Annotated in this window: 21 protein-coding genes and 1 riboswitch; of the genes, 11 read left to right on the top strand and 10 right to left on the bottom strand. The window is 64.5% G+C overall.

Annotated elements, in window-relative coordinates:
• Positions 1 to 21: 21 nt before the first annotated feature.
• Complete coding sequence (gene phoB, locus B7X30_RS00445) at positions 22 to 750, top strand: phosphate regulon transcriptional regulator PhoB (protein ID WP_172979069.1); 729 nt, start codon at positions 22 to 24, stop codon at positions 748 to 750.
• Positions 751 to 892: 142 nt separating this feature from the next.
• A complete protein-coding gene (gene phoR / locus B7X30_RS00440; RefSeq protein ID WP_276731022.1) occupies positions 893 to 2,269 on the top strand; it encodes a phosphate regulon sensor histidine kinase PhoR in 1,377 nt (458 codons plus the stop codon).
• An 8-nt stretch (positions 2,270 to 2,277) separates the two neighbouring features.
• On the opposite strand, the gene ppk1 is transcribed toward phoR, so the two are convergent.
• On the bottom strand, positions 2,278 to 4,368 hold the full coding sequence (gene ppk1 / locus B7X30_RS00435; RefSeq protein ID WP_013106096.1) for a polyphosphate kinase 1: 2,091 nt from the start codon (positions 4,366 to 4,368) through the stop codon (positions 2,278 to 2,280).
• 125 nt (positions 4,369 to 4,493) lie between these two features.
• Here ppk1 and B7X30_RS00430 point away from each other — a divergent pair, with 125 nt between their 5' ends.
• The 9 genes from B7X30_RS00430 (at position 4,494) to B7X30_RS00390 (ending at position 14,954) form a co-directional block, all read left to right on the top strand.
• On the top strand, positions 4,494 to 6,038 hold the full coding sequence (locus tag B7X30_RS00430; RefSeq protein ID WP_465020106.1) for a Ppx/GppA phosphatase family protein: 1,545 nt from the start codon (positions 4,494 to 4,496) through the stop codon (positions 6,036 to 6,038).
• Positions 6,039 to 6,112: 74 nt separating this feature from the next.
• Positions 6,113 to 6,730: a histidine phosphatase family protein gene (locus B7X30_RS00425; RefSeq protein WP_286728529.1), complete on the top strand. Its 618-nt coding sequence runs from the start codon at positions 6,113 to 6,115 to the stop codon at positions 6,728 to 6,730.
• Positions 6,727 to 7,107, top strand: a complete 381-nt coding sequence (locus tag B7X30_RS00420) for an HIT family protein (RefSeq protein WP_286728528.1) — start codon at positions 6,727 to 6,729, stop codon at positions 7,105 to 7,107. The genes B7X30_RS00425 and B7X30_RS00420 overlap by 4 nt, the downstream gene beginning before the upstream one ends.
• A 71-nt stretch (positions 7,108 to 7,178) precedes the next feature.
• A riboswitch (Fluoride riboswitch) is annotated at positions 7,179 to 7,256 on the top strand.
• 222 nt (positions 7,257 to 7,478) lie between these two features.
• Positions 7,479 to 8,840, top strand: coding sequence for a class I SAM-dependent methyltransferase (locus B7X30_RS00415; protein WP_286728526.1), 1,362 nt, complete (start codon positions 7,479 to 7,481; stop codon positions 8,838 to 8,840).
• A 69-nt stretch (positions 8,841 to 8,909) separates the two neighbouring features.
• A complete protein-coding gene (locus B7X30_RS00410) occupies positions 8,910 to 9,863 on the top strand; it encodes a phosphopyruvate hydratase (RefSeq protein WP_286728525.1) in 954 nt (317 codons plus the stop codon).
• A gap of 8 nt (positions 9,864 to 9,871) precedes the next feature.
• Positions 9,872 to 11,488: a MutS-related protein gene (locus B7X30_RS00405; RefSeq protein WP_286728524.1), complete on the top strand. Its 1,617-nt coding sequence runs from the start codon at positions 9,872 to 9,874 to the stop codon at positions 11,486 to 11,488.
• Positions 11,485 to 12,882, top strand: a complete 1,398-nt coding sequence (locus B7X30_RS00400; RefSeq protein ID WP_286728523.1) for a MutS-related protein — start codon at positions 11,485 to 11,487, stop codon at positions 12,880 to 12,882. The genes B7X30_RS00405 and B7X30_RS00400 overlap by 4 nt, the downstream gene beginning before the upstream one ends.
• A gap of 85 nt (positions 12,883 to 12,967) precedes the next feature.
• Positions 12,968 to 14,662, top strand: a complete 1,695-nt coding sequence (locus B7X30_RS00395; RefSeq protein WP_286728577.1) for an IS1634 family transposase — start codon at positions 12,968 to 12,970, stop codon at positions 14,660 to 14,662.
• A 34-nt stretch (positions 14,663 to 14,696) separates the two neighbouring features.
• Entirely contained in the window at positions 14,697 to 14,954 is a 258-nt protein-coding gene (locus B7X30_RS00390; protein ID WP_286728521.1) for a hypothetical protein, read from the top strand.
• On the opposite strand, the gene B7X30_RS00385 is transcribed toward B7X30_RS00390, so the two are convergent.
• The 9 genes from B7X30_RS00385 to B7X30_RS00345 form a co-directional block, all read right to left on the bottom strand.
• The gene (locus tag B7X30_RS00385; protein WP_286728520.1) at positions 14,921 to 15,343 is read right to left on the bottom strand and encodes a HEAT repeat domain-containing protein; all 423 of its coding nucleotides are present in this window, start codon (positions 15,341 to 15,343) and stop codon (positions 14,921 to 14,923) included. The genes B7X30_RS00390 and B7X30_RS00385 overlap by 34 nt on opposite strands.
• Positions 15,344 to 15,414: 71 nt before the next feature.
• On the bottom strand, positions 15,415 to 15,741 hold the full coding sequence (locus B7X30_RS00380; protein WP_286728519.1) for a DUF190 domain-containing protein: 327 nt from the start codon (positions 15,739 to 15,741) through the stop codon (positions 15,415 to 15,417).
• Positions 15,738 to 16,121, bottom strand: coding sequence for a fluoride efflux transporter CrcB (gene crcB, locus B7X30_RS00375; protein WP_286728518.1), 384 nt, complete (start codon positions 16,119 to 16,121; stop codon positions 15,738 to 15,740). Before crcB ends, B7X30_RS00380 begins: the two co-directional genes overlap by 4 nt.
• An 81-nt stretch (positions 16,122 to 16,202) precedes the next feature.
• A complete protein-coding gene (locus B7X30_RS00370; RefSeq protein WP_286728517.1) occupies positions 16,203 to 18,206 on the bottom strand; it encodes a proton-conducting transporter transmembrane domain-containing protein in 2,004 nt (667 codons plus the stop codon).
• The gene (locus tag B7X30_RS00365) at positions 18,193 to 19,014 is read right to left on the bottom strand and encodes an NADH-quinone oxidoreductase subunit B family protein (RefSeq protein WP_276731626.1); all 822 of its coding nucleotides are present in this window, start codon (positions 19,012 to 19,014) and stop codon (positions 18,193 to 18,195) included. Before B7X30_RS00365 ends, B7X30_RS00370 begins: the two co-directional genes overlap by 14 nt.
• A gap of 16 nt (positions 19,015 to 19,030) precedes the next feature.
• Entirely contained in the window at positions 19,031 to 20,629 is a 1,599-nt protein-coding gene (locus B7X30_RS00360) for a hydrogenase large subunit (protein ID WP_286728515.1), read from the bottom strand.
• A 1-nt stretch (position 20,630) separates the two neighbouring features.
• Positions 20,631 to 22,088 carry a proton-conducting transporter transmembrane domain-containing protein gene (locus B7X30_RS00355; protein WP_286728514.1) on the bottom strand — a complete coding sequence of 486 codons (1,458 nt, stop codon included), beginning with the start codon at positions 22,086 to 22,088 and terminating at the stop codon, positions 20,631 to 20,633.
• Between the two features lie 4 nt (positions 22,089 to 22,092).
• The gene (locus tag B7X30_RS00350) at positions 22,093 to 22,773 is read right to left on the bottom strand and encodes a hydrogenase (RefSeq protein WP_286728513.1); all 681 of its coding nucleotides are present in this window, start codon (positions 22,771 to 22,773) and stop codon (positions 22,093 to 22,095) included.
• A gap of 10 nt (positions 22,774 to 22,783) precedes the next feature.
• Entirely contained in the window at positions 22,784 to 23,728 is a 945-nt protein-coding gene (locus B7X30_RS00345; protein ID WP_286728512.1) for a respiratory chain complex I subunit 1 family protein, read from the bottom strand.
• Positions 23,729 to 23,752: the final 24 nt, after the last annotated feature.

Genomic DNA, 23,752 nt, shown 5'->3' with positions numbered 1-23,752 from the left:
GAAAAGCACCCTGCCATGAGTCTGTCGAGCAATATTCTGATCGTCGAAGACGAGCCCGCCATCGCTGAATTGCTGGCGATGAATTTGCAGCATGCCGGCCATTGCCCCATTCGCGCTGGCAGTGCCGAAGAGGCGCTGCGGGTCATTCGCGACGTGTTGCCCGACGTGCTGCTGATCGACTGGATGCTTCCGGGCATGTCGGGCGTGGCGTTGGCGCGGGCCTTGCGCACCGATGCGCGCACCAAGGCCATTCCCATCATTATGCTCACCGCCCGCAGCGAAGAGGGCGACAAAGTGCAAGGGCTCGACGCCGGGGCGGACGACTACATCACTAAGCCGTTCTCACCCAAGGAGCTGCTGGCTCGCATTCGCGCGGTGCTGCGCCGTCGCGCGCCGCAGCTCACTGCCGAGCAGGTGCAGATCGGCGGGTTGTCTGTCGATCCGTCCAGCCGTCGCGCCTTGTTCAAGAAGCCGGGAAGCGAGCCTCTGGAAATCCGGTTGGGGCCCACCGAGTTCAAGTTATTGCACTACCTCATGGCGCATCCCGAGCGAGTGCACAGCCGAGGCGCGCTGCTCGACAAGGTGTGGGGCGACCACGTGTTCATCGAAGAGCGCACGGTGGACGTGCACATCAAGCGTTTGCGCGAAGCGCTGTCTCCGGTGCAATGCGCCGAGATGGTGGAAACGGTGCGCGGAGCGGGCTATCGCTTTACCGCACAGTCGCGCTCACCGCAGGTCTCGGCTGCCTGAGATAGCCGCACTCAGGTTCCCCACTGAGGTAGCCCGCCCAGGTCGCCGCTTGATGCCGCTCGGCCGAAACGGGCTTCGTCTGCTTTACAGTGTGATTCGATACAAGTACGACACCTGAGCGCAGCCTTTCGCTCATTTCCCCATGATCTCTGTCGCCTGGCGCATCTCCCTTATTCTGCTGCTGGTTCTGGTGGCCGCAGGGGTTGGGGCTTTGATCGACGGGCGCTCTGGCGCCATGGTGGCGGCGCTGCTGGTGCTCATCGGCGCGGTGGCGCGTGATTCCATCGCGCTGTCGCGATTGATCCGCTGGCTCAAGGCGCCCGAAGTGACACCGGTGCCCAATGGCTCTGGCGCCTGGGCCGAAGTGTTTTACCGGGCATCGCGTCAATTGCGGCTGTGGACGGGGCGTCTGGGCTACGAGGAGTCCAAGCTGCACCGCTTCATCGAGGCGCTGCAGGTCTCGCCCAACGGGGTGATTCTGCTCGATGAAAACAACCAGATCGACTGGTGCAACGCCACTGCGGCGCAGCACTTCGGTCTGGACGCGCAGCGCGATCTTCGCCAACATGCGGTGCACCTGATTCGCACCCCCGAGTTTGTCGCCTATCTCCAGGCGGCGCACTTTCACGAGCCCTTGCACATGCACCGCGCAGGTTCTCGGTCGCAATTCACGCTGAGCGTGCAGGTCTTTCCCTATGGCGATCAGCAGAAACTGCTGCTGTCGCAAGACATCACGCAGCTCGAGCGCACCGAGTCGATGCGCCGCGATTTCGTGGCCAATGTGTCGCATGAGATCAAAACCCCGCTGACCGTGCTGGGGGGGTTCGTCGAAACCATGCGCGACATGCCGCTCGACGAAACCCAGCGCCTGCGCGTACTCGACATGATGCAGACCCAGTCCGACCGCATGCGGCATCTGGTGGACGATCTGCTTGCGCTGGCGCGGCTGGAGGGCGATCCCTATCCTCCGACCGAAATGGTCATCGACATGCCGTCGATGATGACGCAGTACCAGAACGAGGCGCTGGCGCTGTCCGGCGGAAGGCATCAGATCAAGATGGAAGCGCGCACCGATCTGTGGGTGCGCGGCAGCCCGCAAGAGCTGCATTCCGCGCTCTCCAATCTGGTCAGCAATGCGGTGCGCTACACGCCGGACGGCGGCGCCATCAGTCTGGCATGGGACGCCGTTTTGATCGACGGCCAGCCCCGCTACGCAGAATTCAGCGTGAGCGACACCGGCATCGGCATTGCCGCGGAGCATATTCCGAGGCTGACCGAGCGCTTCTACCGTGTCGATCGTGGACGTTCGCGCGAGTCTGGCGGTACCGGGCTGGGGCTGGCGATCGCCAAGCATGTGCTGGTGCGGCATCAGGCCGAACTGCTGGTGCACAGCACCCCCGGCAAGGGCAGCCGGTTTGTGGTGCGCTTCCCGGCCGCCCGGCTGGCCCCCGCAGGCACACCCTCTGCAGGACGTGCCGCGGAGGTTTCACCTAAAGACGGCGCGCTCAAGGCCGCTTGAAACGCCGTCTAATTTTTGCGTTCCATCCGCGAGTGCATCAGCACCTGATGGCAGCTCAGGCGGCTGCGTGAGCCGCGCGGGCGGTGGTAATTGCCCTCGCTGTCCATCTCCCAGGCGTTGCCCGGGTGTTGCCACTGCATGCGCAGACCCTCGCGGATGACCTGCGCCTTGATCTTGTTGTCGAGCAAGGGCACGGCGATTTCGACCCGGCGAAGCAGATTGCGCTCCATCCAGTCGGCTGAGGAGATATAGACCTCGGCTTCGCCACCGTTGTGGAAGTAGAACACCCGCGAATGTTCGAGAAAGCGGCCGATGGTCGAGCGCACCCGGATGTTGTCGGACAAACCTTCCACGCCCGGGCGCAGCATGCAGGCGCCGCGCACCAGCAGACGCACCTCCACACCGGCCTGCGAGGCGGCATAAAGCGCCTCGATCACCGTGGGTTCGAGCAGCGCGTTAATGCGCGCCCAGACGCGCGCGGGCTTGCCGCTGCGCGCGTGGTCGGCCTCTCGTGCGATGGCGGCCAGCACATTGGCATGCAGAGTGAACGGGGCCTGCCACAGCCGCCTGAGTTCCTGCGCCTGGCTGGAGCCGGTGATTTGCAGAAACACGCGGCGCGCGTCTTCGCAGATTTCCGGGTTGGCGGTCATCAGACCGAAGTCGGTGTAAAGCCGCGCGGTGCGGGCGTGATAGTTGCCGGTGCCCAGATGCGCGTACATGCGCAGCACCTTGCGGCCGGTGCCCTCGGCGGCTTCGCGGCGGACGATGAGCAGCATCTTGGCATGGCACTTGAAGCCGACCACGCCGAAGACCACATGCGCGCCCGCCGCCTCCAGCCGCGACGACCAGTTGATGTTGGTTTCTTCGTCTAGCCGCGCCATCAGTTCCAGCACCACGGTGACTTCCTTGCCATTACGCGCCGCTTCGATGAGGGCGTCCATCAGCTCGGAATTGCCGCCGGTGCGGTAGATGGTCTGCTTGATGGCGACCACGAACGGATCGCGCGCGGCCGTCTTCACCAGATCGACCACCGGAGCGAAGGCATCGTAGGGATGGTGCAGCAGGATGTCGCGCGCCCGGATGCGGTCGAAGATCTCGGTATCCACGCCGGGCCAGTCTCGCGGCAGGGCGGGCAGATAGGGGCTGAACAGCAGTTGCGGCTCGTTGACGTAGTCAAGAATTTCCTGCAGTCGCACCAGGTTCACCGGACCGTCCACCCGGTAGCAGTCTTGCGGCACGATATTGTTTTCGCGCAGCAGGCGGTCGATGACGGCGTGCGGGCAATCGGCCGCCACTTCCAGCCGCACCGCATCGCCGAAGTGCCGGGCGCGCAATTCGCCTTGCAGTGCGGCGCGCAGATTGGTGATGTCGTCGTCGTCGATGAACAGTTCGCTGTTGCGGGTGACGCGAAACTGATGCACGCCGAGCACTTCGAGTCCCGGAAACAGTTGCCCGGCAAACGCCTGCATGCACGACGACAGCAGCATGAACCCGTATCGCGCGTCGCACAACTCCGGCGGCAGGGGCACGACCCGGGGCAAGGTGCGCGGGGTTTGCACCACGCCCAGCTCGATATTGCGGCCGAAGGCGTCGGTGCCGCCGAGTTGCACGGCGAACACCAGGTTCTTGTTGATGACGCGGGGGAAGGGATGCGCCGGATCGAGGCCGATCGGCGTGAGCAAGGGCGAAACTTCGGTCTCGAAATAATGCTGCGCCCAGGCGCGCTGCGCATCGGTCCAGTCGGGCAGGCGGTACAGGCGGATGCCCTGCTTGTCGAGTGCCGGCAGCACGGCCTGTTGCAGCACGCGGTACTGGTCGGCAATCAGGGCGTGGGCGCGTTCGGAAATCTCGGTCAGGGCTTTGCTGACGAGCATGCCATCAGGAGTGCGTGAAGCCGGGTCGGCTTCCAGCATGTCTTGCAGTGTGGCGACGCGGGTTTCAAAAAACTCGTCCATATTGCTCGACACGATGCTGAGAAAACGCAACCGTTCGAGCAGGGGATTGGTGTCGTCGAGCGCCTGAAACAGCACGCGGCGATTGAATTCGAGAGTGCCCAGCTCACGATTGAGCAGGCGAGGTGCGGTGGCGGGATGGGACATGAATGACTCTGGCGGAGAAGCGACTGGCATTTTGCCAGTGCCGGGAACAAACCGAGCGAGAATGACGGTTTAGCATGAAATCTTGATGACATTTTTCAAAAACCTGTCATCAAACCAACGTTCAATTGCTGCTTATGCCCAACCTGCTCAATCAACACCTTGCCGCCGTCGATCTTGGATCGAACAGTTTTCGCATGCTCATCGGACGGGCGCAGGACAGTGCGGCGGGGGTGCAGGTCTATGCCATCGACTCCTTGCGCGAGCCGGTACGTCTGGCAGCGGGGCTGGACGACAGGAAGTATCTGTCGGAAGCCGCGCAGCAAATCGCGTTGCAAACCCTGCAGCGCTTCGGCGAGCGCCTGCGCCAGTTTCACCCGGACCGGGTGCGGGCCGTGGCCACCAACACGGTGCGCGTGGCCAAGAATGCGCCGCAGTTTCTGCAGCGCGCGCAGGCGGCGCTGGGGTTTCCGATCGAGGTCATTGCCGGGCGGGAAGAGGCGCGGCTGGTCTATATCGGTGCGGCGCATTCGGTCTCGGTGGTGCAGGGCAAACGCCTGGTGGTCGATATCGGCGGGGGTTCTACCGAGTTCATCATCGGCCAGGGCTATGAGCCGGGGATGATGGAGTCGCTCTACATCGGCTGCGTGTCGATGAGCCAGCGTTTCTTTCCGGGCAATCAGGTGGACGAGACCACCATGCGCGCGGCCGAGATTGCGGCGCGCAAGGAGATTCAGATCATCGCCGCCGACTTCAAGCGCAATGGCTGGAACCATGCGGTGGGTTCCAGCGGTACGGCGCGCGCTCTGGCCGACATGATCGGCGGCAGTGGCTTCAACCCGCCCGACCAGCCGGGCGACATCACCTTGCAAGGGCTGCGCGAACTGCGCCGCACCTTCGTGCGGGCGGGCAATCTCAACAAGCTGCGCATGGAGGGGCTCAAACCCGACCGCGTGCCGGTGGCGGCCGGCGGGCTGGCCATCATGCTCGGCGTCTTCGAGGAATTGGGCATACAGTCGATGGAAGTGACGGATGCCGCGCTGCGCTTGGGCGTGCTCTACGACCTGCTCGGGCGCGAGCAGTCGCAAGACATGCGCGAAGTCACCGCCCTGCAGTTCACGCAGCGCTACGGCGCCGATGCCCAACAGGCGCGACGGGTCTCGGAACTGGCCCTGCGGCTCTATGCGCAGTTGCGCCCCAACGCCACCGAAGCCGATCAGCGCCTGCTGCGCTGGGCCGCTCAGTTGCACGAAATCGGCCTGTCGATTTCGCACAGCGCCTATCACAAGCATTCGGCCTATATCGCGGCCAACGCCGATATGCCGGGTTTCTCGCGCGGCGAGCAGGCGGCGCTGGCGCAACTGGTGTTGACTCACACCGGCAAACTGAAAAAACTCAGCGCCACTGATCTTGAAAACATTGATCTCGATGCCGTCTTGGCGCTGCGTCTGGCGGTCATTCTGGCGCGCAACCGCACCGCGGTTGACATCGATGGACTGCATCTGCGTTACCAACCGGCTGGAGTGAAGCTCTCGGGCCTGCGGCCGCCGCTCGATATCGTCGCCCCGGAGCCCTGGCTCAAAGGCAATCCGCTGACCGAATACAGCCTGCGGCAAGAGGCCGCCGAGTGGACGCGGCTGAACTGGAACGTCGCGTTACAAAGTCCTTCTTGATCGCGTCATGCCTGCCGCGTAATGTTTGAGCAGAAGCCGCAAAAGCGGTACTGAGCTACAGACTGGAGCTGACGATGCAGATCATCCTCACACGGCATGGTGAAGTTGAAGGCATTCATCCCGAGCGTTTTCGCGGGCGTATGGAACTGGAGTTGACCGCACTCGGTCGCCAGCAGGCCAAGGCGGTGGCGCAGCGCATCGCGGCCGAGTTTTCTCCGCAGGCGGTTTACACCAGCCCGATGGGACGCTGCCGCGAAACCGGCGCCGACATTGCCGCAGCCTGCGGCCTGAGCGCGCAGGTGCTCGAAGGGATGAACGATCTCGACTACGGCCAGTGGCAGTGGAAGACGCACGAGGAGGTGAAGGCAGCGCATCCGCAGACCTACGCCTTATGGAAAAGCGCGCCGCAGTGGGTGCGCTTTCCCGGCGGCGAGTCGCTGCAGGACTTGGCGCTGCGCACTGCCGACGGCCTGAGGGCGCTTTTGCAGCGTCATGCCGAGCACACCGTGGTGCTGGTCGGGCACGACAGCGTCAACCGCGCGCTGCTGCTGTACGCGCTCGATCTGCCGCTATCGGGCTACTGGCGCATTACGCAAAAGCCTTGCTGCCTCAATCTGTTCAGCGTAGATGCACAAGGCAAGGTCGCGCTGCAACTCGTCAACGACACCACGCATCTGCGAGGTTTGGCATGAAATCCGGGGGCGATCCGCAGTGCCCGTTTTGCCAGGACATGCCCTGGGTGCTGCACAACGAACTGGGCTTTGCGGTGTATGACCGCACGCCGGTCAACCCGGGGCATCTGCTGCTCATTCCCTTTCGCCATGTGGCCGACTGGTTCGACTGCACCCCGCAGGAACATCAGGCGCTGCTCGAACTAGCTGCTCAAGGCCGCGCTCTGCTGCTGCGCGAGCACCGGCCGGATGGTTTCAATCTGGGCGTGAATTGCGGCCGCGCGGCCGGGCAGAGCATTTTCCATGTGCATCTGCACCTCATCCCGCGTTACGACGGCGACATGGACGAGCCGCTGGGCGGTGTGCGCGGCGTGATTCCGGCGCGGCAGAAGTATTGAGCGATTGCATTTCGAAGCAACCTTGAGCGCCCCGGACATTGACCCTGCGCATTTCATGGCCTAAATTCAAATCAACAAACGGCGATGGAGTTCGCCGTGCAATTGCCTCAATAGGGGTTTCGCCCCAGGCTGATGACTCCTACCCATGTTCCGGTTGACCCGCTGCCCGTGCAGCGGGCGCCGCCTTCAGGGAGGAGTTGCGGATGTTTACATCCCCATTGATCAGGAGTGTCTTGCCGCAGGCGCAAGACGGGGCTTCCGCCCAGCGCCCTCGGCCAGCGCAAAAACAACTTGTGCTTCCGCTTTGTTCGCAGCGCCTGTGTCTGCTGGTGCGTCGGTTCGTGCTTGCCAACATCTGAAAGGAGTTCCGTATGTCTTCGATCTCATCTTCTCTTCTTGGCCGGGTTGACGCGCGTCTGTCCCATCTTCCGCTGCCCTGCAGTGTGGTGCTGCCGGGCGGGCAGCGCGTGGGCCCGAGCAACGCGCAAATCGAAATGCGCCTGCGCGACAAGCGGGCGCTATGGCACATCACCACCGGGCAGATCGGCAAACTGGCTGAAGATTATGTCGAGGGGATGGTGGACATTCTGGGCAATCTGCGCGACCTCATGCGCATCGCCCCGGTGCTGCTCGACGACGACCCTCGCAACGAGCCTTCGGCCGCCACCGCGCGGATGTGGCACGGCTTGCGCCGCACCCTGTGGGAGCACAGCCACCACAGCCGCGAAAAGGATGCCGCGCAGATTCAGAGCCATTACGACGTGTCCGACGATTTTTATGCCCTGTGGCTCGACCCGCGCCGGGTGTATTCCTGCGCCTATTTCGCCGAGCCGTCGATGACCCTGGCGCAGGCGCAGGAAGCCAAGCTCGATCACATCTGTACCAAGCTCATGCTCAAGCCGGGCGAGCGCTTCATCGACATCGGCGCAGGGTGGGGCGGGCTGCTGCTGTGGGCCGCCGAGCACTACGGCGTGGACGCGACCGGCATCACCCTGTCGAAGAATCAGTACAACCATGTGAACCGGCTGATCGTCGAAAAAGGCTTGCAGGGACGGGTGCGCATGTTGCTGCAGGACTACCGCGATGTGAACGAATCGCAGCCCTTCGACAAGGTCGCTTCGGTGGGCATGTGCGAACACGTCGGCCGCCCGAATCTGCCGCTGTATTTCAGCAAAATCCGCCGCCTGCTCAAGCCGGGCGGGCTGGTGATGAATCACGGCATCACAGCCGGAGGCGTGGACAACAGCCAGCTCGCCGGCGGCATGGGCGACTTCATCGAGAAATACATCTTCCCCGGCGGGCAGCTCGTGCATGTCAGCGTAATGGCGGAGACCATGACGCGCGGCGGCCTGGAGCCGCTTGACCTGGAGTGTCTGCGGCCGCATTACGCCAAAACGCTGTGGTACTGGGTCGATGCGCTCGAAGGCCATCTCGACGAAGCTCGCCGCGTGCTGGGCGAGCATGCGGAGAAGACCTTGCGCGCTTACCGGCTGTACCTCGCGGGATCGGCCATGGGCTTTGAGCAGGGGTGGATTTCGCTGTTCCAGATTCTTGGAAGCCGTCCGGATGGCGTGGTGGAAGACCGCATCGACTGCGACCGCCTGCTGCGGGCCCGGCAGTCCGAGTATCCGTTCAACCGTAGCTACCAGTATGCGGGCAAGGCAAGCGCAGGCTCGGCAGTCGCGGAGAAGCCGCAAGTCGTTGCGGCGCCGGTCGAAGCGCAGACGGCGTAGTTGCGCGTCATTTTGCGAGTGCGGCGGCGCGGTTTCGCGCCGTCGATGTCCACCCTTCAAGGAGAGGCCATGCCTGCTTCAGACGCTCTTATTTCTTCGATTCGCGCGCAGGAAATTCTCGATTCCCGCGGCACGCCGACCGTCAAGGCCACGATCACCCTGCAGTCGGGGGCGCGCGCCTCGGCGGCGGTGCCTTCGGGCGCTTCCACCGGCAGCAACGAGGCGGTGGAACTGCGTGACGGCGACCCGAAGCGCTATTTCGGCAAAGGGGTGCGCAAGGTGATTGCTCACATCGAGGGCGAAATCGCCGAGGCGTTCAAGGGGCGCGACGTGTGCGATCAGGCCGCGATCGACGCGGCGCTCATCGCGCTCGACGGCACGCCCAACAAGGCGCGTCTGGGCGCCAATGCACTGCTGGCGGTGAGCATGGAGCGCGCGGGCTATCGGCCGGGAGAAGATCTCGCCATTGCGCTCGACCCGGCCTCGACCTCGTTCTATAAAAATGGCCGCTACCACCTGAGCCGCAGCGGCAATCAGGTGCTCGACAGCCAAGATGTGGTCGAGCTGTATCAAGGTTGGCTCAACGTCTTTCCGATTGTCTCGATCGAAGACGGCCATGCCGAGGACGACTGGGCTGGCTTTGCTGCGATGACGCGCCAACTCGGCGGTCAGATTCAGATCGTCGGTGATGACAACTTCGTCACCAATACCCGCATCATCCAGCGCGGCATCGACGAAGGTACGGCCAATGCCTCGCTCATCAAACTCAATCAGATCGGCACGGTGAGCGAGACCATCGCCGCGGTGCGCCTGTGCCAGAAAGTGGGCTGGGGCTCGGTGATGTCGCACCGCAGCGGTGAGACCGAAGACGCCTTCCTGTCCGACTTTGCCGTGGCCGTGGGCGCGGGGCAGATGAAGTCGGGCGCGCCGGCGCGCAGCGAGCGGCTGGCCAAGTACAACCGGCTGACGGAGATTGAGGCGGAATTGGGTGATCGGGCCGAGTTCGTCAACCCCTACCGTTGAGGTCTGGCATGACGGGTGCACCGGCGTTTCACAGCATCGTCTATCCCTCCCCGGAGCAGGAGGCCGCGCAGTCTCGCCCCGATCTTCGTGATGTGTTCCACGACCTGTTCTTAGAGGCGATTTTCATGGGGGCTTACGGCAGCTTTGCCCCGCGCGAAAAGCCGTCGCTCTATGTGGTCCATCAGGGAGATGACGAAGCGCCGTATCGTGCCGAGGTGCTGGCTTTGCTGCAGGCGCTGTTTGGCACGCCCTTGCATGAGCTGAGCGTGGTGCAGTACCGTCAGGCCGCACTATGCGACCTGAAACAGGCGCCGCTGCTCAAGGGCATGCGGGCGTTTCAGCGCGGCATGCAAGAGTTGCGCGCCTCGCTGCGTCGCGCAGAAAAAGCGGATTACGCCGCCGAGGGGCAGCGCTGGTTTGTGGACGCCGCGCTGGTTTACGGCCATGCGCTGCAAGCCCTGCATCAGACGCTGGCCGACGCGGAGCTGCAGTCGCAGGCGCTGCAATCCTTGCAGGGTCATGTCGCCGACTTGCTGGCCTCGCCCGCACACACCGAGCGCATGAAAGAAGCTCAGGCTTTGACCCAAGCGCTGGCGCAGGTGCGCTACGCCTTTCGCGTGGACGGCTCCGCAGTCACCGTGCTGCAAGACCCGCAGGAGCCGGACTACAGCGCCACCATCGCCGATACTTTCGCGCGCTTTCGCCAGGGCGAGGTCAAAGACTACCGGGTGCAGTTCAACCCGGCCTCGCGGTTGAACCATGTGGAAGGGCAGATCCTCGACCGTGTCGCCCTGCTGCACCCGGAGGTGTTCGAGCGGCTGGCGCAGTTTCGCAGCGCGCAGGAAGGTTTTGCCGAGGCCCGCATCGTGCGGCTGGACCGCGAGCTGGCCTGGTATCTGTCCTGGATCGATTACACCCAGCGCTTCGAGCGCGCCGGACTACCGCTGTGCTTTCCCGCCCTCAACCTCGAACAGGGCCATATCGACGCCCGCGAGGCCTACGACATGGCGCTGGCCTGGCAATGTCTCGATGCGCAAAAACCGATGGTGTGCAACGACATGGCGCTGCAGGGCGACGAGCGCATGCTGGTCGTCACCGGCCCCAACCACGGCGGCAAGACCACGCTGGCGCGCACCGTCGGCCAGTTGCACCACATCGCCTCGCTGGGTTTGACCGTGGCCGCGCACAGCGCCAGCCTGTTGCTGCCCGACCAGATGTTCACTCACTTCGAGCGGGTCGAAGACATCAACAATCAGCGCGGCAAGCTGCAGGACGATCTGGTGCGCATGCACCGCATTCTGGCCGCGGCCACGCCGCACAGCCTGGTGCTGATGAACGAGATCTTTTCGTCCACCACGCTCGATGATGCGCTCTGGCTGGCGCGGCGCGTCATGGCGCGGCTCGCGGCTATCGGCGCGGCCTGCGTGTTCGTCACCTTTCTCGACGAGCTCTCCACCTTTGATGCGCACACCGTGAGCATGGTTGGCACGGTCGATGCCCAAGACCCGACCTTGCGCACCTTCAAAGTGGTGCGGCGCGCCGCCGATGGCAAGTCTTACGCGCTGGCGCTGGCGCAGAAATTCGGCGTCACCCGGCAGCAACTGCTCGATCGCATTCCCGCATGAAAGCCCATTTGCTGTTTCCCGACCGCGACTTCGATCCCAAGGTCGATCCGCCGCCGCAATGGCCCGAGCTGGCGCAAGACCTGGAGGTCGATACCCTGCTGGGCGCAATGACCGAGGGTGACGCTTTTTTGCTTGATGTGGCGGCACGCACCCTCATGGCCGCCAGCGGCGCAGGCGATGCCCGCGTCATCGCCTACCGGCAAGCGGCATTGCAGGATGCGCTCGACCATCCCGAACAGGTGAGGGCGCTCTACGCGCTGGTAGTTGAAGCCATCGACTGCCGCAAGAAGCATCTGTTCGGCCTGGGGCTGTTCGGGCGTTATCCCAGCTTCAACCTGCGCGGCGCGGTCGAACTGCTGCAGACCTTTGTGCAATACCTGCGCCGCCTGCGCCAGCAGGCTGATGCGCTGAGCGGCAGCTTCCGCTCCGAGGCCTTCGGCACGCTGTTCGAAAGCCTCAAGCGCGACATCAGCGATGACTATTTCGACACCGTGCAGGAGCATCTGGAGACGCTGCGATTCCGGCATGGTGTGCTGCTCAGCTCGGGCCTTGGCCCGGGCAATGCGGGCAGCGGCTACGTGCTGCATGCGGGCAACGGCAGCCGTGCCGGCTGGCTGGCGCGGCTGCTGCACCAGTCCCCGCCGCAATACACCTTCCGCCTGGCCGAGCGCGACGAGGCGGGCGCGCAGGCGCTGTCTGAACTGGTGGATCGCGGCATCAACGACGTGGCCAACGCCATGGCGCAGGCCACCGATCATGTACTGAGTTTCTTCGAGCTGCTGCGCGCCGAACTGGGCTTTTACGTCGCCTGCCTCAATCTGCAACAGCGGTTGACGGCGCTGGACGTGCCGGTATGCATCCCCACGTTCAAGCCGATCGGCGCCTTGCAATTGCGCACGCAGGCGCTGCGCGACCCCACTCTGGCACTTACCCTGCAGCGCGCCCCGGTGGGCAATGCGCTCGATGCAAACGGCAAGAACCTGATCGCCGTGACCGGGGCGAACCAGGGCGGCAAGTCCACCTTTTTGCGCTCCGTCGGGCTGGCTCAGCTCATGCTGCAGGCCGGTCTGTTCGTCGCGGCCGAATCGTATGACGGCGAGCTGGCCAGCGGTCTGTTCAGCCACTACAAGCGCGAGGAGGACGCTGGCATGCAGGGCGGCAAGCTCGACGAAGAGCTCGACCGCATGAGCGTTATCGCCGATCAGATTCGCCCCGGCGCGCTATGGCTGTCGAACGAGTCGTTTGCCTCGACCAACGAGCGCGAAGGCTCGGAACTGCTGCTTCAGGTGGTCGATGCGCTGCGTCAGCGCGGCATCAAGGTGACGCTGGTCACCCAAGTTCGACGTCTTTGGGCCCCGAATTCGGCCGGAAGTCGTGTCGTGACAGGAACTTAGGCCTCTTTTGGGCGCGAACGCTGTAGTGACACGTCATTTCTTGGAACATTCGTAATTGACGCATAGCCGGAGGTATAGTGGCGACATGTTCGTCAAGCTCACGCGCTCCGGCCCGCGCACCTACGTCAAGCTCGTGGAGTCGTACCGCGACGACGCCGGCGTGGCCCGCCAGCGCGTGGTCGCCACCCTCGGGCGCCTGGAGCAGGTGCGAACCGGCGGCGCCGACGCGCTGGTGCGCGGCCTGCACCGGGTCATTGACGGGGAGGATCCGAAGGCGCCCTCGGTGCGATTCGCCCCGTCCTTGGCGGTGGGCGACACCTGGATGCTGCATGCGCTGTGGCACAAGCTGGGCTGGGACGAGGCGTTCCGCCGCGTGCTGCGCAATGCCCACGGCGCGTTCGACGCCGAGCGACTGCTGCGGGTGATGGTGTTCAACCGCCTGTGCGACGCCACGTCCAAGCTCGGCGTGCTGCGCTGGCTCGAAGGTGCGCAAGTGCCTGGCGTCGACAGCGCCTCGGTCACGCACCAGCGGCTGCTGCGCACCATGGACACGCTGGCCGAGCGCAGCGACGCCATGCAGCGCGCCCTGGCGGCGGCGCTGCGGCCGCTCGTCGACCAGGACCTGTCGATCGTGTTCTACGACATGACCACCATCGGCGTCGAGGGCCACAGCGAGATGCCCGGCGAGATCCGCCAGTTCGGCATGTCCAAGGACGGCGGCATCCGCCGCCAGATCATGCTCGGGGTCGTGCAGACGGCCGAGGGACTGCCCATCGCGCACCGCGTCTGGGAGGGCAACACGGTCGAGGCGCCGACGCTGCACGCGGTGGTCGACGAGATCCTGGCCCTGTACCCCGTCAAGCGCGTGGTGCTGGTGGCCGACCGCGGGCTGCTCAGCCTGGACAACCTGGAGTGGCTGCAGACGGTGCGCATCGGCAAGACTGCGCAGCCGCTGGAGTTCATTCTGGCCGTGCCGGGGCGGCGGTACGGCGAGTTCACCGAGATTCTCGGTGCCGTGCAGTCCGAGCACTGCGCGCAGGCCAAGGCCGAGGTCATCGGCGAGACCGCCTGGCAGGGGCTGCGCCTGATCTGGGCGCACGACCCGCAGGCGGCTGCCGAGCAAGGCGCCGAGCGGCGCCAGACCATCGACGAACTGACGAAGCAGGCCGAACGGCGTGCCGGCAAGCTCGATGCACAGGACGCCGGATCGAGCTTCAAGGGTCGTCGTCTGAGCGACTCCGGCGCCAAGGCCTGGCTGTTGCGCGCCGTCAGCGACGCGCACCTGGGCTCGATCATCAAGGTTGATCTGCAGTCGGACCTGTTCGCCTACAACGTCGACGAGACTGCGCTCAAGCGGGCCGAGCTCAACGACGGCAAGCTGCTGCTGGTGACCAACACCACCGACCTCGATCCCGCCGAGGTGATCGCGCGCTACAAAAGCCTGGCCGACATCGAGCGCGGGTTCCGGGTGCTCAAGTCCGAGATCGAGATTGCCCCGGTGTTCCACCGTCTGCCCGATCGCATTCGGGCCCATGCGCTGATCTGCTTCATGGCCCTGGTGCTGTACCGCGTGCTGCGCATGCAGCTCAAGGCATCCGGTAGCGCCTACTCCCCGGAGCGCGCGCTCGAGATCGCTCGCCACATCCAGCTTCACCAGGTGCGCATCGCCGGCCAGGGCACCGCCAGCGGCCTCACCGACCTCAACCCCGAGCAGCTCGCCCTGTTCGATCAACTTCAACTCGACACCCCGACCAGAGCACCCTTCGACATCGCCGCGTAGTGCCAATTTAGACTGCCGAAACATAGGCGGATCAATGGCTTACGAAAAAATAGGTCGAACTCGGGTGGTCACGCACCTGTTCGACGCCGCAAGACGGCTGCAAGGCCAGAACGCCGATCAGGTGCTGATGCTGCGCGCGCAGCGCCGCGACGACGGCAGCCGCAGCTTCCGGCTTGAGGCGGGTGAGGCGCTACAGACCAGCTTCGGCGCCGATCTTTACGCCGAAGTCTTCGGGCCGGATGAATCCGGACCGTCCTGTCAATCGGCCTTGTCCGCTTGGCAATGGGCTTGAAGCAGGGACTGGGCGCGGGTACGCACGGCGTGCGCTGGATGCTGCTCAGCCAGCCGCTGCAACGCGGCTTTGAGCAGCGGGTCGCTCACGGGCATCTCGGCCAGGCTATGCAGGATTTCCAGCCCCTCGATCACATCGCCGTCATGCTCCAGTGCACAGTCGGCCAGCGCCCCGATGGTGTGCGGATCGGCCTGTTTGCCCAGCGCGATGATGGCGCCCATGCGGGTTTCGCTCAGCGGATGGTGCAGGGCGTGGATCAGGCGGTCGGGGTAGGACGTGTGCCGCGCGTAATCGTCGAGATGGGTGCCGCAGTCGGGGCAGACCTGGGCATCGAGCGGAATCTCGGGAAAGCACCAGGTGCAATACTGAAAAGCGCTGCGCTCGCCCATGAAAAACGCTCCAGGCCAGAACGCGATATGAGGGTCGACGACGTTGAATTTTCGCGGCTGAACTCGGCGCCTCATCGACAGCCGCACTGCGCCGACCAATAGACGATGTGGCCCGGCGACACCATTTCCTGAATGCGCGGCAATACCGACTCGACCACTTCCGGCTCATCGAAAAACTCCAGTACCAGCGGCAGATGGACGTTGAGCCGCAGCAGGTCGTCGGCATGCACTTCGCCCTTGCTGCCGAAGCCGGCCACGCCGCGAAACACCGTGACGCCGTGGACTTTATGCTGCTCGTGCAATAGCTTGAAGATCGAGCGCATCAGGTCGTGGTGATCGGTGTCCTTGTCGCCTTCTTTGATATAGACGCGAACCATGGTGACGGATTTGGCGCTCATGCTGAGACTCCCATATTGCGTGACAGAAAGGCGCCGAAAATGGCCGCTGCGATCGACAGCACGACCGAGGCGCCGATATACAACCCGGCCTTCACCATCTCGCCGTTTTCGATCAGATTGAGCGATTCCAGCGAGAAGGTCGAGAAGGTCGTGTAAGCCCCGAGACCGCCGGTGAGAATGCCGGTGCGCAACTCAGGGCTGACGTTGATGCGCTCCAGGGTTTCGAAAAACAAAAAGCCCATCAGAAACGAACCGAGCACGTTGATCGACAGCGTGGCAAAAGGGAACGAGCGTCCCAGCACGCCCTGAACGACGATGCTCTGGCCGTAGCGCGCAAACGCGCCGATGATGGCGAAGAGGGCGATGAAGACGTAAGTCATAGGGAACATCCAAAAAAGGTTGGAAGTGAAAGAACTGCCACGCCGTGAGACGCAGCCCAAGAAACGCCGCAGAAGCCTGACTCAGCCTGGACTCCACACCAGCACCAAGCCAAAAATCACCAGCAACAACACGCCGATATAAGCCAGATAGGCGTTCATCAGCCCGTTCTGCAGGAATCGCAATTTGCGCGCCAGCCATTGCACCGCATGCACCGCCGGGTTGAACAGCAGCGGGCCGAACAGCGGCGCCTGCGAATAATCGAACTGCAATTCTTTCAGGAAATAGGCCTTGCCCTCGAACTGCCGCGCCACCGCGTTTTGCGGCCGGTAGATGAAGTTGTAGAACACCCGCAGCGCGTTGGAGAACGACAGCGCTGTGGTCGCCCCGGCGTGCGCGGCGTAGTCCTCGCCGCCGCACCACAGCGGCGCACGGCGCACGGCATAACGGCGCCGCCCCCATACCAGGGCCAGCGGAATGAGGGCGAGCAAGGGCACGACGATTACCAGCATGGCCGGGGAGATGAAGGCGAACCCGGCCGACAGCGGCACCAGCAGCCGGTCATGCGTCATCTGCTGCGGGGCTTGCGCGGCGGGCCAGGCCGAGGCGGCCATCTGCGGCAGCCAGAACACCAGGCTGACAGCGAACGCGGGCACGGCCAGGCCGGTGATGAGCACGGCTCCCCGTTGCAGCGAGGTGAGGGTGGTCTGGTGTTTGCGGTGCTGCGCGGCGTGTTCCTCGTTCTGCCCGAGCAGACCGACGCCGAACAGCTTCACCATGGTCGCCAGCGCGATGGCCGCAGTCAGCGCCATGCCGGCACCAGCCAGCGCTAAGGCGATGCGCGAACCATCGGTCTTGAGGGTGAAGTCGTGGAACAGGCTCTGGAACAGATACCACTCGCTGACGAAGCCCGCGGTGGGCGGCATGGCGGCCAGACTCATCGCGCCGAACACTGCTCCCAGCCCGAGGGTGAGCGGCGCATGACGCAGGATGGCGCTTTGCCGCAGGTGATGGTCGCCCTGCAGCGACGCAGCGGCATCGGCACTGAGAAACAGCGTGCCCTTGGCCAGGCTGTGGCCCATGAGGTGCAGCATGCCCACGGTCCAGGCCAGGGCCGAGAGGGCGTCTTGCCCGCCCGCGCTGAAGATGAGCGCCGCCCCTAGCGCGGTGACCGCGACCCCGGCGTTTTCGGCCGAAGAGAACGCGAGCAAGCGTCGCCAGTCGCTCTGCTGGAAGGCATAGAGAATCGCCAGAATGGCGGTGAACGTGCCCGCAGCCAGCACCACCACGCCGAACGCGGCCAGCCAGGGCGGATGGCTCATCCACTGCAGCAGCGCACGGCCGAGGGCGAAGTAGGCCGCGTTCATCACCACACCCGACATCAGCGCGCCGCTAGCGCCACTGCCGCTACCGTAGGCACCGGGGTACCACTCGTAAAACGGCAGCAAGCCGAGCTTGGCGCCGAAGCCCGCCAGCCACAGCAAGCCGAGGAAAAAGGCCGAAGCCACGCCCCACTGCGTCCATTGCAGCGCGTAGGTGCCGAAGGCCAGGCTTGGGCCCAGCATGAGCACGGCCAGCAGCAGCGCCACGCCTCCCACTTCGAGCAGCGCGAGCATGAATAGGTTGTCGCGCCCGGCCTGCACGCTGCGATGGTCGGCCAGCAGCATGAGCGCGCCGCCGAAGCCCATCACTTCCCAAGCGATGAGAAAACTCGCGCCGTCCTGCAAGCCATACACCCCGAGCGCCCCGAGCAGCGACAGCGCTGCACCGGCGGCCCAGCCGCGCGCGTGCCCCGTGCCGCCAAGCAGGCTGGCAAAAAAGGCGGGCAGCAGCGCGGGCAGCATCAGCCAAAGTGCGGCGGCATCGGGCTGAAACACCACTGGCGAGTTGCCCAGCAGCAGCAAGTTCTGGCTGGCGCCGCCTTCGGGCAGACCCCACAGTGCGCCCAGCGCCGCCAACGCGCAGCCCGCAGCCAGCAGCAGACGGGGCAGGGCGGTGCCGATGAGCAGATCGGCGAGCAGCGCCAGCAACCAGGCCAGCGCGGCGAGGCCGAAAGCGGTCAACGAGACGGAATCAGGCAGATTCATAAACGCCTCCGTGCACCCGCTGCGGGCTGCGCCGCAGCAGCAAAAGCAGGGCTTCGATCAGCGCCGCCGGATTGGGCGGGCAGCCGGGCAGCCACACGTCCACCGGCAGGATGCCGTCCAGCCCCTCGTGGCAGGCATAGCCGCCGCCATTGGTGCCGCCGCCGGTGGCGCAAGTGCCAGCGGCCATGACCCAGCGCGGCTGCGGCATGGCCTCATAGGTGCGTAGCAGCGGCTCGCGCATGGCGGTAGTCACCGGGCCGGTGACCAGCAACAGGTCGGCAAAGCGCGGCGAGGGCGTGAAAAAAATGCCCAGGCGATGCAGGTTGTAGAAGGGGTTGAGCAGGGCCTGCAGCTCGCTTTCGCAACCGTTGCACGAACCGGCGTCCACATGGCGGATGTGCAGGCTGCGGCCGAAACCCTTCATCGCTTGCGCGAGTTCGGCTTCTTTCGCGGCGTCGGGGTTCGTGGGGGCGGCTTGGTCGGGGTTGAGCAGATCGGCCTTGTCGCGCACGCCAAACGCCCAGTCATGGCTGACGCTGAACGCGCCTTCCGGGCAGACCTCGGTGCAGAGCTGGCAGCCGACGCACCGGGCGTAGTCGAGCTGAATCGCGCCCGCTTCGCTGCGCGTAATGGCCGAGGCCGGGCAGGCCGCGACGCAATCGCTGCACCCGCTTTGCTCGCTGGAGCAGCGCGTGGCATCGAAGCGCGGCAGGCCGAGCACGCCCTCCTGCCCGTCGGGGCCGGGGCGCTCGGGCCAGGGGGTGGTGGCGCGGCCTTTTTGAAGGCCAAACCAAGTCCATACAGGCATGGTGGCGCTCCTCTTTTTAGCGATCAGCGCCCGCGATGGACAGGCCGAAGCTGGCTTCGTTGATGGCGTAATCCATCATGTTGCTGTCCTCCACAGTGAACGGAAACACCCGCCAGTTCGAGAACGACGGCTCTTTGATTTTCACGCGCTGCAGCCGGGTGCGGTCTTCGCTGAGGTGCACGGCGTAAAGCAGACCGCCGCGCGTGGCCTCGGCCCAGCCCAACCCTTCGCCCTGCGGATCGGCGTCTTCCATCACGTCGAAGCGCAGCACTGCGCCCGGCTTGGTGCGGCCGATGGTCTGACGAATGATGGCCAGCGATTCGCGGATTTCTTCCATGCGCACCAGCGAGCGCGCGTGGGCGTCGCCGCCTTGCTGCACGGGCACCGAGAAGCGCACCTTCTCGTAGTTGGCGTAGGGATGATCGCGGCGCAGATCGCGGTCGAGGTTGCTGGCGCGCTCGATCGGGCCGCAAGCGCCCTGGTCGAAGGCCACCTGGCGCTCCAAGCGGCCCGTGGTCATCAGCCGGTCGAGGTGGCTGCGGGTGTTTTCCAGGCGCTGCAGATAGCGGTCGATCTCGTCGTTGACGCTGTCGAGCGCCTTGTCCAGCCCGGTTATATCGAGATCGCGGCGCAGGCCGCCGGGGGTGATGAGCCCGCGCAGAAAGCGGCTGCCGGTGAGTCTGCCGTTGATCTGCTTCACCCGCTCTTCCAGCAGATGCCCTTCAGCCTCGCCGACCTTGAGCGTGGTGGTCTTGGACAGATGGCCGAGGTAATGCAGATGGTTGTACAGACGCTCCAGTTCGGCCAGGACGACGCGCAGATAGCGGGCGCGCGGCGGAGCCCGCCAGCCCATGGCGCCCTCCACGGCCTGGGCATAGGCCAGCGCATGCGCCACCGAGTCGATACCGCTCACGCGCTCGGCCAGCACCGCGCCCGTCGCCAGCGTGGCGCCCTGAAAGCGCCCTTCCATCGCCCGGTGCTTGTAGAACAGCCGCGGGTGATAGTGCAGGATGCCTTCGCCGATGTAGAAAAACAGAAACTGCGCCGACTCCACAATGTCGGCCCGTACCGGCCCGAAAGGCAGACGCTGGATGTCCGGCCCCTGCACCTGCGGCACGATGGGCGGTAGCGACGCATAGTCTCTTGCCGGGGCCGCGGGGTCGAAGCCAGACGCCAGGGGCGCCGGATCGCGCGGCTCGCCCTCGTGCAAAACCAGTGGGTTCGGCTCGGGATGACCTTCGAAGCGCAGGCCGTATAAGTCCATCATCTCGCGCTCGTACCAGCCCAGCAGCGGCAGCTTGTTGGCCAGCGACGGCAGGGTGCGATCTTCCGGCCGCACGCGCCAGATCTTGTAGGGCTGGTTCGTGCCCTGGCTGAGCAAACCGCCGGGCCGCCCCAAGGTTTGCTCGCCCCCTTGGGGGGCAGGCGCCGCTTGCGGCGCCGTGGGGGCGCTACTGACGTAGATCACTTCCATGCCGCCGTTGGCGCAACTACAGGCGTAGGCCATCTGCATGCGGCCGTGGGCGCTGGGCGTGTCGCCCAGTTCGGTGAGCAGGCTATCGGCCGCCGTCGGCAATTCGGCGGGGCTCAGGCGGGTGGTGTCGCAAAAACGCATCTCACGCCCCTCCCAGTTGCGTGGCGATGCCGGCCAGATGATTCCAGATCGACGGCAGCCACCACAGGCCGAGCAACAGGATGGCGGCCAGCGCCACCGCCATCGGTGCTACATGGACGAATTTCAATTTCAGATGCGGCGCATGGTCGGGGCGCGGGCCGAAGAACATGGCGCGGAAGTGGTTGAGAAAGCCGATGAAAATGACGATGAGCAGCACCGCCATCCACCACACCGCCCAGGGATTGGCGCTCTGCATGCCGCCGCGCAGGATGGTGAGTTCCGACAGAAACAGCCCGAACGGCGGCGCGCCGGTGATGGCCACCGCCCCGGCCAGCCAGATGGCGCCGCTGCGCGGAAAAAAGCGCAGCACGCGGCGAATCTTGGCGATCTCCTTGCTCTCGTAGGCGTGCATCATGTTGCCCGCGCCGAAGAACACCAGCGATTTGGTCAGCGAGTGGTTGAGCATGTGATAGAGCGCGCCGATCACGCCCAGCGGCCCGCCGAAGCCGAAGCCCAGCGCGATCACGCCCATATGCTCCACACTCGAATACGCCGCCAGCCGTTTGATGATGGTCTGTCGGCTGATGAACAGCGCCGCCACCAGCAGGCTGAAGGCGCCCAGAACCACCAAGGCGGTGCGCGCCATCGTTTCAATGGACGTGGCTTGCAGAATGTGCAGATAGCGCACGATGCCCAGCATGGCGCAGTTGAGCAGCGCGCCGGAGAGCATGGCCGAGACAGGCGCCGGGCCTTCGCTGTGTGCATCCGGCAGCCAGGTGTGCATGGGCGCCAGGCCCACCTTGGTACCAAAACCCACCAGCACCAGCAGGAAGGAAAGCATCAGCAGCAAGGGCTCGGCCTTGGGGGCGATGGCGGCGAGATTGGCCCAGGTCATGTCGTACACCGGGCCGAGGATGAAGGTGCCGGCCCAGTAAAACAGCACCGTGCCCAGCAGCGCCAAACCCAGCCCGGCGGAGACGATGACGATGTACTTCCACGCCGCCTCGATGCTTTCGGGCGCGCGTTGAAAGCCCACCAGAAAGGCGCTGACGATGGTTGTGAGGTCGATGGCGATCCAGTACAGACCCGGATTGTTCTGCGCCGGGGCGAAGAACATGGTGAGCGCGAACGCCGCAAACAACGAATAGAAGCGGTGCAGCCGCGCCTGCTCGCCGTGCATCCAGCGCATATAGCCGATGGCGTACACGCTGGCCAGCAGATACACGATGGCCAGGCAGAACATCACCCACACGCCGAAGGTGTCGAGCAGCAGGTAATGGTTCAGCGCGGTGATGGGCTGACTCGGCGTGGCAATGAGCAACACGACGACCAGCACGAAATCGATGATGGCCGCGGCGAGGTTGAGCGCTTCGGCCACGCGACTGCGACGCGACACCCAGCTCCCCGCCATCGCCAGCGCGGTGACGATCCAGATGGCATATAACGCGTTCCAGATCATGGCCTCACCCCACCAGCCTCGTGAGTTCGCGGCTGCTCGTGGTGCCGATTTCCTTGTGCAGGAAGCGGATCAGCATGCCGAAGGTGGAGACGATGATCAGCAAGTCGAACAGAATCACCATTTCCAGCAGCAGGGGCATGCCCGGCACCAGAATCTGCGAACCGAGAAAGATGCCGTTCTCGATCACCAGCAGCCCGAGGATGGAACTCACCGCCTCTGCCCGCAGCACCAGCATGAGAAAACCGATGAGCTTGAGCGAGAACATGGCGGTGAGCGCCAGCACCGCGATGTTGTCCACCAGATTCATGCGCACGCCCAGCTTGTGAGCAAGCGCATAGGAAAACAGCACCAAAAAGCCGCCCAGCACGATGCTCGATGCCGGTTGCAGCAGCGGGGTGAATTCGCGGTTCTGCCCCAGCCCGTTGACGATGCGCACCAGCAGATAAGGCAGCAACGTGCCGCGAAACAGCGCGGTGAGCGCGGCGATGAAGATCAACTCCGGGTAATGCCCGCTGATGCCGATGGCCGCCGACAGCGCCGCGATCACCCACGACTCGGCCGCAAAGGCCAGAATGTGGTTCTTGATCCAGTGCGAGCCCAGCATGACGAAAGCCAGGATGAGGGCGACGATGGTCAGCAGGCTGAAGAGCGAAGCCTGCACGCCGCCTAGGTGGAAGATCAGCATGGTTGGGCCCTCACACCTGACGCGCCACGATGGCGAGAATCGCCATCAGGAAAGACAGCGCCAGCGGCTCCTGATAGCGGTAGAAGCGCAGGCGCGACTGCGCGGTATCGACGAACACCATGATCAGCGCGACCGCCGCCCATTTGGCCAGCAGCGCAAGGGTGGCGCCCAGAATGCCCAGCGCCGTGCCTTTGATGGACAAGCCCCAGGGAATGGTGAGCACGTTGAGAAAAATGGTGTAGAGAATGGCCTGCTTCATCCACGACGCCCACTTCAGCAGCGCCAGCAGCGGGCCGGAGTATTCGAGGATGCGGGCCTCGCCGATCATGTAGATCTCGTAGTGGATGCTCGAATGGATGGGCAGGCGCTCGGTTTCCACCGTCAGCAAAATGAAAAAGGCCGCAACCAGGAATAAGTGCGCCGGGCTCCAGAACACCGCCGGGCTGGCCACCAGCAGATGGTTGACCACGAAAGGCAGCATGGCCTGCGCAAGCAGGGTGATGCCGACGAACACCATGATCAGCGTGGGCTCGGCCAGGATGGAGAGCATGGCTTCGCGGCTTGATCCCAGTCCGCCGTAGGGATGGCCGCTGTCCAGCCCGGCGAGCAGGATGGCGAAGCTGCCCAGGGTGAGAATGAGCCCGCCGCCGAGAATGTCGCCCATGTCGGAGAGCGGCAGCGGATAGTTGGTCAGCACCGGAATGAGAATGGGCACCGTGAGCATGGCCGAGAACGCCACGATGGGCGCGGCCCAGAAAATCCACGAAGCCGTCTGCGGCACCACGATTTCTTTGCGCAGCAGCTTGAACAGATCGCGGTAAGGCTGAAAGAGGCTGGGGCCGCGGCCGCGCTGCACCTTCTCTTCCATCGTGACGATGAAGCCGTGCAGCAAAGGCGAGAGCAACACAATGGCCAGTACCTGGCACACTTGCTGCAAGATGACGTCACCGCGCATGGCTCCTCCCTGTCGTGAAACGCA

It is taken from the genome of Thiomonas sp. 13-64-67 (assembly GCF_002282795.1).
GTDB lineage: Bacteria > Pseudomonadota > Gammaproteobacteria > Burkholderiales > Burkholderiaceae_C > Thiomonas > Thiomonas arsenitoxydans.
Note: the sequence above shows the minus strand (reverse complement) of the source record. Positions and strands in the feature narration are given on the sequence as shown.